We start from the raw sequence: 15,327 nt of genomic DNA, 5'->3' as shown, positions 1-15,327 counted from the left end.
AGATGTCTCCAGTGGATGTGGGGTCAGATGGCCTGCACTTCGCCGCCGTCCATGCGCAATTGCGCGCCGGTCAGCCAGCGGGCGGCCGGCGACACGAGGAAAGCCATCAGTTCGGCGATGTCTTCCGGCGTGCCATAGCGGCCGATGCCGGCCTGGGCGAGGAAGGTGCGCGTGGCGCTTTCCGTGCTCATGTCATGGGCCGTTGCCCATGTTTCCAGGTAGGTGCGGCGGCGATCGGTCATCACCGGACCCGGAAGCACGCTGTTCACCTGCACGCCATCCTTCGTACCGCGTTCGGCGAATGCTTTCGCCAGCGCGACGATGGCGGCATTGATGGTGCCGACCGCCGCATAGGGCGCCTTGGGTACCGTCGCCGAATTGCCCGAGGTGAGCACCACGGCGCCGCCGCTGGCCTTCAACGCATCCCAGGCGCGCATGGTGAGACGGCGAGCGCCATGCAGTTTGAGCGCTATGCCGGCGTCCCACTGCTCGTCGGTCATCTCGAAGAGGTCCACCTGCGGCACGGCGCCCGCGATGTTGAGCACCGCATCGATGCGCCCATGGGCGGCGAGCGCGGCGTCGACGACGTGAGACGCGGCGTCGGGCTCGCTCAGGTCGCGATCGATCACCAGCGCCCTGGCGCCTTCGCGCCTGACGGCGGCGGCGGTGTCTTCGAGACGCTCGCGTTGCCGCGCGACGAGCACGAGGGTGTGGAAATCACGCGCGAGGCGGAGGGCGGTGGCCCGGCCGATGCCCTGGCTGGCGCCCGTGACGATCGCTAAGGTGTCGTTGTTCATGGCGTTCGCTCCGTGGACTCAGGCGCGGGTGGCGGACGCGACGAGCGTGCGCGCGGCCTGCTCGATCAGGTCCGCGACCGTGTCGGGCGAGGTGAGCATCGGCACGTGGTCGGTCGGCGCTTCGCTGACCACCGCATCCATGCGTCGTGCGACGAACCGCTGGGTCGCCGTGGGAATCATCCGGTCCTGCGTCGCGATGAGGTACCAACTGGGCAAGCGCTTCCACAGCGGTGCCGGGGACGGCGTCGTGATCGCCTTCGGTGCGATCGGCCGCTGCGCGGCTTCGAGGTTGCGCAACACGTCGGCATCGGCGTTTTGCGCGAAGGCCCGGGCGAACGCTTCGCGAGGCAGGTAGAGCAGGCCGTCCGCGGCTGGGGTCAGCGCCGGGGCCAGTTCGTGGTGCGGGTGACGGCCGTAGACCTCGGCGACCGATTCGCCTTCGTCGGGAGCCAGGCCAGCGACATAGACGAGCCCGGCGATACCGTCGGGCGTGGTCACTGACATCGGGCCGCCGGCATACGCGTGGCCGACGACAAGGGATGGCGCCTGGGCCCGTCGCACCGTCGCCGCGATGGCCGACGCGTCGTCTTCGAGCGACGACAGCGGAAGCGGCGCGGCGAGTACGCGGAATCCGCGCCGTGCGAGCCTGGCGGTCACGGGCGCCCAGCTTGAACCGTCCAGCCAGGCGGCATGGACGAGGACGATGGAAAGGTCGGTGGCGTTCATGGAGCTACTCCTGGCGTCGGGCAAAGGACGTCCATGGCGACGCGCTTGAACGTCACCGGTGGGCGGCAGGGTCGGGATAAAACAACGCTGGCGCGGCCTTGGCGGCCGCTCGTGCCATGCCAGTGTTGGACGCCTTGAGTAACTTGTCAATAGCGTTTATAGTGGTTACGTCAAACGCGCGCATCCAGGATGAACCCCCATGACCGAACCACGCTTGCCCGCCCTCTTCGTCGCCGACGCGCGAGGCCTGGATATCCTCAATTCCATCGCCACGCCGGTGGATGTGCCCTACGAATGGCTCGACGGCGGCGAAGGGCTGCTCGACTGGCTGAGCCAGGCGGATCTCGTACCGGCCGACGTGCTCGCGATGTTTCGCACGTCGTCGGCACCGGGCGAACTGGATGCCGTGGCGGCTCAGGCGCGTGAACTACGCGAGTGGTTCCGGGGTTTCGTCTACGAACGCAAGGGCGCACCGCTTACCCGGCGCGATCTCGACGAGCTGGCGCCGCTGAATCGCGTCTTGCGGCTGGACGACGCATTCGTCGAGATCGTGGCCGACGAGGAGGCCTCGCCGCTGACGTTGCGGACACGCCGCCGGTGGAGTTCGCCGGAATCGCTGCTGATCCCCATCGCGCGAAGCATGGCCGACCTCGTCGTCACGGAAAATTTCGCCGACGTGAAGGCCTGCGAAGGCCCGGGGTGTACGTTGCTGTTCGCCGATCACACGCGGGCAAGGGTGCGCCGCTGGTGCAGCATGGCGGTATGCGGCAACCGCGCGAAGCAGGCGGCGCACCGGGAGCGAACGAAGCGTCATTGAATCGCGCCGGGCTTGCACCCGGTTTTCGCGAAACCGATGCCGGTCGCACACATCCGTCGTGCAAGGGTCGCCAAGGTAAACCGAAAGGAGACGACGATGGCGCAAAACGCGAAAACCGTATTCACCCATCCCGACGACATGGCCCGCCTGGATCGCCTCGTGGCCGAACTCGCCGTCAACGCGCGCGTCCGCGTGCACCTGGTCGGCGGTGGCTCGGTGGAGGGAACCGTCGCCGTCACGCCGACGGTTCAGAGCTTTCGCGACGAGGAGGGCACCGAAGGCACCAACGGCGTGGTGCGACTGGAAAAGCCGGACGCCACCGTGTGGCTGGGCGACATGGCCCGCGTCGAGCACCTGGATTCGGTCGTCAAGGGATCGTCCCGGGCCTGAGGCTCAGTGGATCGACACCTTCCGTTCGTCGGACAGGTAAGCCAGCAGTTCCGCCAGTGGCACCGGTGCATGCACGAAATAGCCCTGGATGCGGTCGCATCCGTTTTTCCTGAGCCACGCGTACTGGCCCTCCCGTTCCACGCCCTCGGCAACCACCGTCATCCCCAGGGTATGGGCCAGGGCGATGATGGAACGGCAGATGGACGCGGCGCGCTCGTCGGTGTCGACATCGACCACGAAGGAGCGGTCGATCTTCAAGGCGTCGATGGGTAGGTCTCGCAGGTAGGCCATGCTCGAAAAACCCGTGCCGAAGTCGTCGAGCGACACGCGAGTGCCTTGCGCGCTCAGCTTCCTCAGCGTGGCGACGTGCGCCGGTTCCATCAGGCTGCTTTCGGTGAGTTCCAGTTCCAGCGCATGGATGGGCAGGCGATAGGTTTCGGCGGCGGCGCGCACGAGGGTCGCCACGTCGGTTCCGCGGAACTGCAAAGCGGATACGTTGACGGCGACGGACAGGTGGCCATGGCCGGCCGCGGCCAGCGATGCGTGCGTGCGCGCCGCCGTCTCGAAGGCCCAGCGGCCCAGCGGCGCGATCAACCCCGTTTCCTCGCACAAGGGGATGAAGACGTCCGGCGGGATGAAGCCGCCGCCGGACTGCGGCCAGCGGATCAAGGCTTCCAGCATGTGCACGCGGCCGGTGGCCGCTTCCACGATGGGCTGGAAATACATCGCCAGTTCCCCCCCGTCGATGGCCTGTCGCATCCGCGAGGCCATGGTGAGGCGTTCGATCGAACGCTGCGCCATGCCGCGTTCGAACACCTGGACGTGGCCCGGCTCGTGACCCTTGAAATGCGCCGCGAGCGCCGCGTTGGCGATGACCTGGCCGGCATCCGGCCCGTCGGCCGGATGCGAGGCGATGCCGATCTCCGGATCGAGGGTATGCAGCGTATCGTTGACGGCGACGGGCTCGTTCACGGCCGCGAGCAGCGCGGCCAGGATCGCTTCGTGCCTTGCCTTGTCGCTGATGGCGACGAGGAAACGTTCACCGGGGCGGTGGGCGACCATATCGCCGGCACCGCCGAGCTGGCTGAAGCGCGAAGCGACCCCGCGAAGCACGCTGCGTCCCACGTCCAGCCCGAAGGTGTCGCTCACGCGGTCGATCCCCCTCAGGTGCACGTAGACCACTTCGTACCACGTGCCCTTGCCGAGGCCGTGATCGAGGTAGTCCACCAAGGCCTCGGTATTCGGCAGGCCGGTGATCACGTCGTGCGTGGCGCGATAGGTCAGGGCGCGCTCGCTGTGGAGACGTTCGGTGATGTCCTCGGCGAGCACGAGCCGGGCATGGTGGCCGGAGAAATCGATGCTGGCCGCGTGCAGGCGGACGTCGATCGTACTGCCGTCCTTGCGACGGTGTATCCAGACCCTGTCCGTCTGGACTTCCTCCCCCGCGCGGATCGCCGCGACGATCTGCTTGAGCTCGATGGCATCGCGTGCGTCGCGGATGTCGGTGATGCGCATGGAAAGGAATTCGTCGCGTGAGTAACCGTAGGCGCGGATGGCGGCCTCGTTCACTTCGAGAAAGGCGAGCGTGGTCGTGTCGTAGACCCAGAACGGGATGGGGTTCTTGTCGAAGGTAAGGCGGAAACGCTTCTCCGCATCCGCCAGGCGCCGGGATGCCGCGGTGAGTTCGGCCACGTAGGCGCGTTGCGCACGGTCGCTGATCAGCAGGTGGCGGTAGAGGTAACCGAATCCGGCGCAGTAGAGCAAGTAGAGCAGGGCGCTGAAGATGGTGAAGCGGTACCACGGCCCGAGCACGCTGGCACTGGATATGCCGACCCCCACCCAGAGCGGGTACCGTTCGGGGGCGCTCACGGCGATCATGCGATCCACTCCGTCGATGCGGCTGACCCGCCTGTCGCTACGGCTGTCGAACGGCTTGAACAGTGCGTCGACGGACTGCCCCACAACGCCCGGCGCGTCGCCCGTGCGCGCGACGATGACGCCGAAGCGATCGGTGATGGCCGCTACCGCATCGCGTCCCGAACGAAGATGTTCCACGATATCCTGCAGCAGGCCTTGCTTCACTCGGCCGAGTACGCGCTGTCCGTCCGGCGTGGATACCGCGATCGGCAGCACCCATTCGCCGTGACGTTGCTGAAGCGGGCCGAAGTGCAGCGACGCCCGCGGATCGGCGGCGAACCACTGGGGCAGCGTGGCATCGCCTTCCCCGGGCGTAACGGCCGTTCCGTCGGCCGCCACGAGCATGAGGTCGGCCAGTTCGGTCTGACGGCTCGCCACGCCGGCGATGTTTTCCGCGATGAGGGTCGGCGCCCGGTCGGGAATGTTGGCGCGCAGTTCGCTGCTGTCCACGGCGATGCCGGTCATGGCCCGTTCGATGGTGCGCAACTGCGCGCTCAGGAGGCGTTGCCCCTCGTCGGCGAATGCCTGGTTCTGGACGCGCGTCGCGTCAACGCGGCGTTCGTGGTCGGTCTCGACCATGAACACGAGAGCTATCCCGAAGACCAGTGCAAGCAATCCCCCGATCATGCGGATGAGCCGCGCGGAATGATGGGGTGATGCCTGGATCATGGATACCCCGTATTGACCGTTTCTATCGTGAAGCTAGCAACGTCCCCGGTATGCGGCAAGTGGGGCCGCGTGAAGGTCGGCGGCCGTCACGTGGACGGGGCGGCTTTCTTCCGCCTGCCGCCACGGGCCAGCCAGACCACCGCCACGGGCATCAGGATGAGCGGCAGGTTGCTGGGTCCCGGTATCCAGGTGGCGAGGATGAAGGACAGGATGGACATGATCGGCAAGGCCAGGCTTCGCCGCCGCATGGCGGCGACCTCGTCGGCGGACACGTCGCCGCGAAGGTAGGGCGCGCGGAGCGCGCTGCTGAAGAGCCGATATTGCAGCAGTCCCGCGATCAGCAGGTTGAGCGAATAGAACATCTCCGGCACGCGTTCGGTCGTATGCGTGCTCATCAACGACGACGAGAACGGCATGAAGGCCACGGCCATCAGCAGGGCGAGGTTGCGCCACACGATGGCGGGGTCGAAATGCCGCAATAGACCGAACACGCGGTGATGGGCCGCCCACATCGCTCCCACCACGATGAAGCTGAGCACGAAGCCGAAGAAGTGCGGCAGCAGGTCGGCCAGGGCTTGCAACCACGCCGCATCGCCGTGGCCCTCCGGATGCGGTACGTGGATCTCGATCACCAGCAGGGTGATGGCGATGGCGAATACGGCGTCGGAAAAGAACGTCAAACGTTCCAGCTGCTGCTCTTGTGCCCCTGACATGCCCGCTCCCCCCGGTTGGCGTGGGACGATCATCGCTTCGCCGGCGGCGGGGAGCAACCACCCGGGGTATGATTTTCCCATTCGCATTCGGAGGTACCTGTCCCATGCCCAGGAAGATCAAGGTCGACTTCGTTTCCGACATCGCCTGCCCGTGGTGCGCCATCGGCCTCGGCGGGCTGGAAAAAGCACTGGAGAACCTGCATGACGTCGTCGAGACGGAGATCGTCTTCCACCCGTTCGAGCTGAATCCGAACATGGTCGAGGGCGGCGAGAACGCCCTGGAACACATCACCAGGAAATACGGCATGGCGGCCGACGACGTGCGCGCGAACCGCGAACGCATCCGGGAGCGCGCGGCAAGCGTGGGTTTCGCCATGAACACGTCCGATGCCAGCCGCATCTACAACACCTTCGACGCGCACCGCCTGCTGGCCTGGGCGAAGGGCGAGGGCAGGCAGCATGCGCTCAAGCAGCAGCTGTTCGTGGTGAACTTCACGAACCAGGCCGATCCGGGCGATCACGACGCGCTCGTCGCCGCGGCCGAGAAGGCGGGGCTCGATCCCGCCGCCGCCCGTGCCGTGCTCGCATCGGACCGTTACGCCGACGAGGTGCGCGCCGAGGAGACATACTGGCAGGGCATGGGCATCACCGGCGTGCCCGCGGTGATCGTCAACGACAAGTACCTGATCTCGGGAGGCCAGCCGCCCGAGGAATTCGAGCGGCAGTTGCGCCATATCGCGCAGGAAGGCTAAGGCGCGCCGCGCGATACCGTGCCGGGGGCGTTCGCATCGGGGATGAGGCGAGCCGACGGCGCCAGCGACGTGGCGTCAGCGGCCAGTTTCGCCTGGCAGATCCCCGCCGGCTTCCAGTCGGCGATGCGCGTGGTCGAGGGCTGCTTCGAATCGTGAAGGATCAGGGCGAAGGCGCGGCGGGGCGTCTTGCCGATCGCCATCAGCAGCATGGGGTGGCCTTCGGGCATGACCACCGTGTTGCCCGGTCCGAAACCCGTGTGGGCACCGCCGGGCATCTCGACACACGTATCGCCTTCCACGGCATAGAACCCCTCGGGACCGGAGTGCTTGTGGATCGGCGCGCTCATGCCGGGAGTGAAGAAGGAATGGATGTATTCGGCGCTGAACGACGGCGCTTTCGTCAGTTCCATCGGCCCGACGGTGGCGACGTGCGTTCCGCCGTTCGATCGCCAGTCCTTGTCTTCGACGGTGAAAAGCCAGACCTTGCCGTAGTCGGTGACCACGGTACCGAAGGGCCCCTTGGCTTTGAGCGCCGAGGCCTCGTCGGGAAACGTATCGATGTGCCAGTAGACCCGTGCCTTCGCCAGGGGGCCGAGTTCCTGGTGGGCCAGGAGGCACGCGGGCCCGGGTGGGGGCGGCGTGCCGTCGAACCGGCAGGGTGTCGACGTGACGATACCGCCGGGATCCTGGCTCTGGGCGCCCGCGGGAAGCGGACGCAACGCGGTCGCCATGGCGAGACACGCGCACATGACGACGAATGGCTTGCCGATACGCAACGGACCCATGGGTTTCCTCCTGATTCGGCCGTCGCGACGTTACTCCGCGGCGAAAGGCGTGACCATCCGGCGAAAGTTCGATGGCAGGCCTCCGCCGACGGTCCTGGTCGACCATCGACCCCTCGCCCCCTCGAGAGGCAGGCAAATGAAAGAAAAGTAATGCTTGCGACTTGACGTGTGTGAAGGTGACGGGAGCATCAACAGCGTCAACGACTTGGCCGGGGCGGGCGTTCTGGCGTTCAGCTCTCCCGTCTGGACTGAACTCGCGTCAGGCCCTGCCGAAAATGGGAGTTGTGTCGCATCATTGGCGGTAACTTTCCAGGGGCCGTCCATGAGCACATCCCTTTCGACCGCGACCGAAGATCGCCGGGGCAGTATCGCCTGCGTCGGCATGGGCATCACCTTGGGTTCCCACCTGACGCCGATGGCGCGCAGCTATATCGAAAACGCGGAGGTCGTTTTCGCGGCACTGTCCGACCACGTGGTGGAAATCTGGCTGAAACGAATGAATCCGGCCTTCCACAGCCTCACGCCGCTCTATAGCCCAGGCAAGTCCCGGATGAAGACCTATCGCGAGTGGGTGCGGGTGATGATGGCCGAGGTTCGCGCGGGCAAGCGGGTCTGTGCGGTGTTCTATGGCCATCCCGGTATTTTCGCCTGGTCGCCGCATAAGGTGATCGAGGTGGCTCGGGCCGAAGGCTACCTGGCCCACATGGAAGCCGGCATCTCGGCCGAGGATTGCCTGTACGCCGACCTGGGTATCGATCCGGGCAGGGCAGGCTGCCAGCACCTGGAAGCGAGCCAACTGCTTTTCTTCGACCGCGTACTGGATACCGGCGGACACGTGATCCTCTGGCAGTTGGGCGTCGTGGGCGATCGCTCGCTCGGCCGCTTCAGAACCCCCGATGCCTACAGGGAGTTGCTCGTGGAACGGCTGCGCATGGATTACCCGGCCGACCATGGAGTCATCGTTTACCGTGCGCCGACCTTGCCGGTCGAACGACCGCACATCCAACGCGTGGCCTTGGGCGACCTGACATCGGCCGAATTCACCGGGCACGAAACGCTCGTCCTGCCGCCGGCACGCGACCTGAAACCGAATGCCGTCATGCAGGCACGTCTGGATGCGCTGGACGCCATCCATGGTTCGGGCCGTGAAAGCGTCTCAGTGGCATGAAAGATTAAAGAATGCACATCGCTTGCCGCTACAGCGGCAAGCGGTACGACCTCCGCGCCCCTCCCTGGGCGCAAGGTGTGTCATCTCCATTCATAGACTCGATCGGGGGAACATCGATGAGCGATACCGTTGAATTGCTGGAAGCCCTGGGCCGCGACTCCACATTGAGGAATGCGTCGCCGGAGGAGCTGGTCAAGGCGCTCGAAGCCGCGGGCGCGTCCGCCGGGCTGCGTGAGTTCGCCGCCAGCGGAAACGCCACGGCCCTGACCGAGGAGCTGGGTATCGAACAGGTCCACGTCGAGCACATGAGCCTGACGGGAGGTTGCGAAGGCGACGAGGACGATCCGCATCATCATCCGGACGATGGAGACGGCGATGACGACGGCGACGTCCCCGACGACCGAAGCGACGACCCTTCGACCTGACGATGGCGGGCATGGCTTCCCGCTGCTTTGGCCGCATGCGACCCTGGCTGCTCCTGGCCGGCGTCGCACTGTGGTCGCAAGTGACGTGCAGCCATGCCGTGGCGGCGTCCGCCGCCGATCCCGTCCGCGACCGGCTGGCGCAGATCGATGCGATCCGCACGAAGGACCACACGCGGTTTCTCGCGATGATGGCCGAGCTTCACAGGGAAGCGGATAGCCTTACGCCGCACGAAAAGCGATACATGCGTTTTCTCGACGGGTGGGAAGCGAATTACGAGGGCCGCTACAAGGAATCCATCGACACCTTGCGCGGGGTGATCGCCGAGGCGGAAGACGATGCGCTGGGCACCCGTGCCACCGCCACGTTGATGAACACGTTGACCGGGCAGGGCAAGTACGCCGAAGCCTATGCGATGGCGACCCGTGCCGCGGACGCCTTGCCGTCGGTGACCGATCCGGTCGCGCGGTTCGTGTTGCTGGCGAACCTGTCGCAGATGCTGACGTTCGCAGGCCAACCCCGGGTGGCGCTCGAATACGCCGACCTGATGCTGAAGGCCACGCCACCGGGCGTCTCCCGATGCGAGGCGCTGGTACAGAAAGTGGTGGCGCTCGAGGGCGCCCGCCAACTGACGTCGGATAGCCCCGAGCTGCTGGAGACGATCGACGTCTGCAAGACGGGAGGGTTGCCCCTGTTCAGCGACACCATGTCGCTCATCCAGATCGACCGGCTGCTGGAAGAGCGCAAGCTGGACGAGGCGCTCGAGACCGTACGGCGCATCACGCCGGACGTCGAGGCCTCCCGGTACTTTCCGCATCTGGTCGATCTGTCGAGTGCGCGTGCCCGGATCTACGAGGCCATGGGCAATGCCGTCGAAGCGCGCAAGGCGGCGCTCGCCACCGTCGCGATGAACCATCCGGGCGATACCAACGAAGCCTTGCGTTTCGCTTATCGCGTGCTCTATTCGATCGATAAGGCGCAGGGACATTACGCCAGCGCGCTGCAGTACTACGAAGACTACGTCGTGCAGGATCAAGGCTACCTGCGCGACGCCAACGTGAGAACGGCCGCCTACGAGGCGGCCAGCCAGCACTTCCGCGCGGAGAAGCTGGAGACGGAGGGCCTGAGCAAGGAAAACCGCATCCTGCGATTGCAGCAAGCGCTTGACGGCAAGGCCGTGGAAACCAGTCGCCTCTACATGGTGGTGATGGCGATCCTGCTGCTGTCCATCGTCTTCTGGATGGTGCGCGTCAAGCGCTCGCAGCTTCGTTTCAAATGGCTGTCGTCGTGCGACAGCCTCACCGGCATCTTCAACCACCAGCACTTCATGACCGAATCCGCGCGAGCCTTGAGGACCCTGGAGAAGCGGTCGGGCGAAGGATGCCTGATCTTCCTCGACCTCGACCATTTCAAGCAGGTCAACGATACGCACGGACACGCCACGGGCGACCTCTTGCTGAAGCATGTCGTCGCCCTGTGCAAAGGACAGCTTCGCAAGGCCGACCTGCTCGGGCGCCTGGGCGGCGAGGAGTTCGGCATGCTGCTGATGGATGCGCCACGGCTGCAGGGTACGGTGGTGGCGGAGCGCATTCGCCTGGCACTGGCGGCGTCCCCGCTGATCGTCGACGCCGGCACGGTGTCTTTCTCGGGCAGCATCGGTCTGGCCTGTACCGATACATGCGGCCACGACATGCAACGATTGTTCAGGGCATCGGACGCCGCGCTGTATCGGGCCAAGCGCAAGGGACGAAATCGCGTCGTCGTCGACGGGGAGGACGACGATGGACGCGCAACTCCGGCCGGCATCGCATCCGCGCCGTCGCGCGTCTTGTGACCCCCTTCGGCAGCGACTCTCTACCGAAGGGGGAGCCGATCGTATCGGCGAAGGCGAGGGGCCAGACGCTCAGGGCTGCTCGAACGCCTTGATCGTCGCTTCGTTGATCGCCCGCACCTTGGCCTCGTCCACCTTTTCGACCTGACGATCGTAGGTGTACAGGCCGTTGTGCTCGCCCTCCACGTCGGTGATCTGCGTATAGACGCTGCCCGACATGCCCTTGGCCGGACCCTTGTCGCGTAGCACGGCGGTATTGGCCACGTAGCCCTCGTTCAACGCGTTGCGGTCTTTCACGCCGCCATACGGGTTGATGGCCGTGTTGGGCCATACATGGCCGGGAACGTCCAGCGTAAGGCCGCCGTGTTCGCCGTCCATGGATGCCCGCGTGGCGTCCGGGCTCGGCAGGCCGGGGCCTTGGTAGTCGTGCACGTCGATGATGTCGCCCGCGTGCGTGTCGCCCTTGGTGTCGCAGCAGTTGTAACCGCTGCGTGCGTTGACCAGTCGCGTGGGATCGAGCTTCTTGATCTGCGTCGCCAGCTCGCCGCCCGCCGCGATGCTCCACTGACCCCAGCCCTCGTTGAACGGGATCCAGCCGACGATCGAGGTCTCGCCCTTCAGCTGTTCGACGATGGCCGTCACGTCGCCGCGGAAGCGCTTTTTGTCGGCTTCGGTGATCTTGTCGTTGCGGCCGTTGGGCATCGCGGGCATGTCCTGCCACACCATCAGGCCGATGCGGTCGGCCCAGTAGAACCAGCGCGCCGGTTCCACCTTGATGTGCTTGCGGATGGTGTTGAAACCGAGATCCTTGGTTTTCTGGATGTCGAATTTCAGCGCGTCGTCCGTCGGCGCGGTGTGGATGCCATCGGGCCAGTAACCCTGGTCGAGCGTCGCGAGCAGAAAGGTGGGCTTGCCGTTGAGCACGATGCGGTTGAACCCGTTGACCTTCTTGATGGCGACGGTGCGCAGGCCGGCGTAACTGGTGACCTCGTCCTTCAGGCCGCCACGCGTCAGGGTGGCCTTGACGGTATAGAGGAACGGATCCTTCGGGCTCCACGTGCGCGGCTGCGCGATGGCGAGCCGAAGCGGCTTGTCCGCCGGGCCGCTCGCCTCACCCACCGGCTTGCCGTCGGCGAAGGCGGTGACGCGCAACGTGGCGCCCTTGCCGTCGCCATTCAGTCTCGAGGTGACGGTGAACGCGTCGAGGGTGGCGGTCGGCGTGAGCGTGAGTTGAGCGAGGCTGGTGGCCGGCACCGGCTCCAGCCACACCGACTGCCAGATGCCGGAGGCCGCCGTGTAGAAGATGCCCTCGGGCTTCAGCCGCTGCTTGCCCACCATCACGTTCTCGCCGTCGACCGGCGCGTGCACGACGACGACGATTTCCTGCGGGCCCTTGGCGCTAAGCGCGGCGGTGATGTCCGCACCGAACGCGGTATAGCCGCCGGAATGCTTCGCCACCTGCTTTCCGTTGACGTACACCGTGGCGTCCTCGGCCACGGCGCCGAAGTTAAGCCGCACGCGCTGGCCGTTGGCGGTGAAGGCGGCGGGGATCTCCACCGTGCGGCGGTAGACCATGTCGTCCGAGTGCTTCTGCACGCCCGACAGCACCGATTCGATCGGGTAGGGCACGAGCACCTTGCCCTCGAGCGCCTTGCCGAAGGAGGGCGTCGCCTGCCGATCGGTGGCCGCGAACTCCCACACGCCGTTGAGGCTCATCCACTGGGGATGCTCCAGCGAGGGGCGCGCCAGTTGCGGCCGCGGATACTCGGGCAGCGCGTTGTCGGGCGATACCTTGGTCGTCCACGGCGTCGCCAGCGGCGCCGTCTTGCCGTTCCAGACGGTGGCCTGGTCCGGTGCCGCCGTCGCCGTCGTTGCCAAAGCCATGGCCAGCGCGATGCAGATCGCCTTGGGGTTGCCTGTCATTCGTGGTTCCTTAGGGTGCGGGGGTCATGGAGCGCGGGGCGTCGTGCGGGTCGCTGCCCCAGGTCTTGTTCGGCTCGGGGCCCATCGTGAGCACCAGGGTGGCACCGTTCACGACGTCGGCATGGCTGAACCACGGTTTGTTCCACGGCTTGCCGTTGAGCGTCGCCGACTGGATGTACTTGTTCGTGGCGGAGTTGTTGCGCGCGACGATCTCCAGCACCTTGCCGCTGCCCAGGTGCAGGCGGACACGGTCGAAGATCGGGCTGCCGATGATGTAATCGGGCGTGGATGGATCCACCGGATAGAAACCCATGGCGCTGAGCACGTACCAAGACGACGTGGATCCCTGGTCGTCCATGCCCGGGAAGCCGTAGCCGGTGGCGTCGCTGCCGTACATGTCGGCGAGGATGCGGCGGGTCAGCGCCTGCGTCTTCCAGGGCTGGCCGCTCCAGGCATACAGGTAGGCGGCCTGCTGGTCCGGCTGGTTGCCTTGCACGTACTGGCCGATGAGGCCGGTGCAGTCGCGGCAGACGCCCTTGGCCGTGTACGGCGTGGAGAAGAACGCGTCGAGCTTGGCGTTAAACGCGTCGCGACCGCCGAGCAGGTTCATCAGTCCCTGCACGTCGTGCGGCACGAGCCACAGGGTGGACCAGCCCGAGCCCTCCTTCATCATGAAGTTGTAGTAGGGCTCGCCCGGATCGAACGGCGAGATCCACTTGCCGTCCTCGGTACGGCCGCGGAAGAAGCCCGTCGACGGGTCGAAGACGTTGCGGTAGCTAGACGCGCGGCGCTCGAACATCGTCGCGTCGTCGGTCTTGCCGAGGCGGCGGGCGAAGTCGGCCAGGGCGTGGTCGTCCCATGCGTATTCCAGCGTGGTCGCGACGCCGGCCTTGCCGCCCGCGTAGGGCGGGCTGGGATTGCCCTCGGGCACGATGTCGGAAATCCAGCCCTTCTTGTCGTATTCGGCCAGGTAACCGCGCGGTCCCTTGGGATCGGTGGCGTTCTTGCGCAGGTATTCGTAGGCGGCGGCGTAGTCGAAATCGATGCCGCGCTGCCAGGCGCCGTCGTAGAGGAAGACGGCGTGGTCGCCATGGAAGGAGGTGTTCATGTAGCCGCGCTCGCGCGCGCGGTCCAGCTCCGAGCGCATGATGTCCTGCACGACCTTTGGTTGCATGAGCATCAACAACGCGATCTGGTTGCGGCCCGTATCCCAGAACGGCACCGGACCGTAGTGGTCGTAATCGGCGATCCGATCATGGCCGTCGGCATCGGTGTAGTGCTCACCCTTGCGCGCGATCATGCGTGGGCTGGCGAAGGAGTGGTACAGCGTGGAATAGAACAGCATGCGCTGCTTCGGCGTGCCGCCGGTGACCTCCACGCGGTCGAACAGTTCGGCCCACGTCGCACGGGCTTTCGCGTGCACGCGGTCGAAATCCGCGTCGCTGTCCTGCGCGTGCAGCCTCTGTTCGGCCTCCTCGGCGCTGTGTCCATGGGCAATGCGCACCACCACCTGGTCGCCCGCCTTCGTATCGAAGGTGAGGTAGGCTCCGGCGTAATCGTCCGATACGGTGCGGCGACCGGCCTGTACGTCGCTGCTCCCCAGCCCCCGATCCTTCTTGTCGGTCATCTCGGAATGGAACGTGCCGAACCGCGCGAAGGGGCGGGAGAATTCGGCGATGAAGAAGCGGCCGTCCGCGTCGCGGTCGCGACGACCTTCCGACGCGGCCCCGCGCACGGTGTGGTCGTCCACCACCTCGATGTCGCCGCCGACGTGGCGCAGGTTCAGCACCACGTTCGACCGATGGCTTTCCGGGAACGTGAAGCGCATGAGGCTGGTCCACTGCGTGGCCGTCATCTCGACCTTCGTGTGGAAGGTGGCCAGGTCCACCGCGTAGTACCCGGGCGATGCCTTTTCGGAGGCCTTGTCGTAGTACGACGCGGCGTAATCCGGCGGCACCGTCCAGTCGCCCACCACGGGCATCACCATGGGCGCGCCGCGCGCGCCATAGGTCGACCCGCCACCGGTGAAACCGAACATCGTCGGACGTCGATAGTCGTACGCGACCGGCACGCCGGTGGCGAAGCCCAGGTCGGTATTGATGTTGACCGGAGCGGCCTCGGTCGCGCTTTGCGGAAGGCTGGCGCCGGGCGTGGTCATGCCGGTGTAGAGCGGCTCGCCCTCGGGCGGCGAATTGCCGATCAGCCCCTGCCGGTCGAGCGGCGCGGTGCCGACGAGCGGATTGGCGAGATCGACGCTGGAAGCGGTTTTCGTGCCTGCCTTGCCGCCCGCCGCGTGGCCGGGGTGGGGGGTACCGAGCGCAAGGATCGCCAACGCGATGGCGAACGGCGCGCGGCGGGGAAGACGCGCGGATGGTGTCATGGTCTTTCCTTGGTGCGTAAAAGAAGAGGGGCCGGG

13 protein-coding genes are annotated in these 15,327 nt (G+C 66.2%); 6 read left to right on the top strand and 7 right to left on the bottom strand.

Annotation, left to right across the window (positions count from 1 at the left end; all coding sequences use genetic code 11):
- Positions 1 to 23: 23 nt before the first annotated feature.
- Positions 24 to 797, bottom strand: coding sequence for an SDR family oxidoreductase (locus L2Y94_RS13505; RefSeq protein WP_247367333.1), 774 nt, complete (start codon positions 795 to 797; stop codon positions 24 to 26).
- Positions 798 to 815: 18 nt separating this feature from the next.
- Positions 816 to 1,523, bottom strand: a complete 708-nt coding sequence (locus tag L2Y94_RS13500; protein WP_247367332.1) for an alpha/beta fold hydrolase — start codon at positions 1,521 to 1,523, stop codon at positions 816 to 818.
- A gap of 199 nt (positions 1,524 to 1,722) precedes the next feature.
- Between L2Y94_RS13500 and L2Y94_RS13495 the strand changes: the two genes are divergently transcribed.
- Both L2Y94_RS13495 and L2Y94_RS13490 read left to right on the top strand, forming a co-directional pair.
- Entirely contained in the window at positions 1,723 to 2,340 is a 618-nt protein-coding gene (locus tag L2Y94_RS13495; protein ID WP_247367331.1) for a CGNR zinc finger domain-containing protein, read from the top strand.
- A gap of 96 nt (positions 2,341 to 2,436) precedes the next feature.
- Positions 2,437 to 2,730: a DUF3247 family protein gene (locus L2Y94_RS13490; RefSeq protein WP_247367330.1), complete on the top strand. Its 294-nt coding sequence runs from the start codon at positions 2,437 to 2,439 to the stop codon at positions 2,728 to 2,730.
- A 3-nt stretch (positions 2,731 to 2,733) separates the two neighbouring features.
- Here the strand turns inward: L2Y94_RS13490 and L2Y94_RS13485 are convergent, their stop codons facing one another.
- Positions 2,734 to 5,316 (bottom strand): bifunctional diguanylate cyclase/phosphodiesterase, encoded by a 2,583-nt coding sequence (locus L2Y94_RS13485; protein WP_247367328.1) that lies wholly within the window; start codon positions 5,314 to 5,316, stop codon positions 2,734 to 2,736.
- An 86-nt stretch (positions 5,317 to 5,402) separates the two neighbouring features.
- Positions 5,403 to 6,029: a TMEM175 family protein gene (locus L2Y94_RS13480; protein WP_247367326.1), complete on the bottom strand. Its 627-nt coding sequence runs from the start codon at positions 6,027 to 6,029 to the stop codon at positions 5,403 to 5,405.
- A 104-nt stretch (positions 6,030 to 6,133) separates the two neighbouring features.
- Here L2Y94_RS13480 and L2Y94_RS13475 point away from each other — a divergent pair, with 104 nt between their 5' ends.
- A complete protein-coding gene (locus tag L2Y94_RS13475; RefSeq protein ID WP_247367324.1) occupies positions 6,134 to 6,781 on the top strand; it encodes a DsbA family oxidoreductase in 648 nt (215 codons plus the stop codon).
- Here L2Y94_RS13475 and L2Y94_RS13470 read toward each other — a convergent pair.
- Complete coding sequence (locus tag L2Y94_RS13470) at positions 6,778 to 7,566, bottom strand: cupin domain-containing protein (protein WP_247367321.1); 789 nt, start codon at positions 7,564 to 7,566, stop codon at positions 6,778 to 6,780. The two genes, L2Y94_RS13475 and L2Y94_RS13470, sit on opposite strands and share 4 nt — an antisense overlap.
- A 154-nt stretch (positions 7,567 to 7,720) precedes the next feature.
- Here L2Y94_RS13470 and L2Y94_RS13465 point away from each other — a divergent pair, with 154 nt between their 5' ends.
- The 3 genes from L2Y94_RS13465 to L2Y94_RS13455 all read left to right on the top strand — a co-directional run bounded on the left by L2Y94_RS13465 (position 7,721) and on the right by L2Y94_RS13455 (position 10,991).
- The gene (locus L2Y94_RS13465; RefSeq protein WP_345779994.1) at positions 7,721 to 8,734 is read left to right on the top strand and encodes an SAM-dependent methyltransferase; all 1,014 of its coding nucleotides are present in this window, start codon (positions 7,721 to 7,723) and stop codon (positions 8,732 to 8,734) included.
- A 116-nt stretch (positions 8,735 to 8,850) separates the two neighbouring features.
- Entirely contained in the window at positions 8,851 to 9,159 is a 309-nt protein-coding gene (locus L2Y94_RS13460; RefSeq protein ID WP_247367320.1) for a hypothetical protein, read from the top strand.
- Positions 9,160 to 9,170: 11 nt separating this feature from the next.
- A complete protein-coding gene (locus L2Y94_RS13455) occupies positions 9,171 to 10,991 on the top strand; it encodes a tetratricopeptide repeat-containing diguanylate cyclase (RefSeq protein WP_247367319.1) in 1,821 nt (606 codons plus the stop codon).
- Between the two features lie 69 nt (positions 10,992 to 11,060).
- On the opposite strand, the gene L2Y94_RS13450 is transcribed toward L2Y94_RS13455, so the two are convergent.
- Positions 11,061 to 12,911: a glycoside hydrolase family 2 protein gene (locus L2Y94_RS13450; RefSeq protein ID WP_247367317.1), complete on the bottom strand. Its 1,851-nt coding sequence runs from the start codon at positions 12,909 to 12,911 to the stop codon at positions 11,061 to 11,063.
- A 10-nt stretch (positions 12,912 to 12,921) separates the two neighbouring features.
- The gene (locus L2Y94_RS13445; protein WP_247367314.1) at positions 12,922 to 15,291 is read right to left on the bottom strand and encodes a GH92 family glycosyl hydrolase; all 2,370 of its coding nucleotides are present in this window, start codon (positions 15,289 to 15,291) and stop codon (positions 12,922 to 12,924) included.
- Between the last annotated feature and the right edge of the window lie 36 nt (positions 15,292 to 15,327).

This window comes from Luteibacter aegosomatis, assembly GCF_023078455.1.
Taxonomy (GTDB): Bacteria; Pseudomonadota; Gammaproteobacteria; order Xanthomonadales; family Rhodanobacteraceae; genus Luteibacter; species Luteibacter aegosomatis.
The sequence above is the reverse complement of the archived record's forward strand: the minus strand, read 5'-3'. Positions and strand labels throughout refer to the sequence as shown.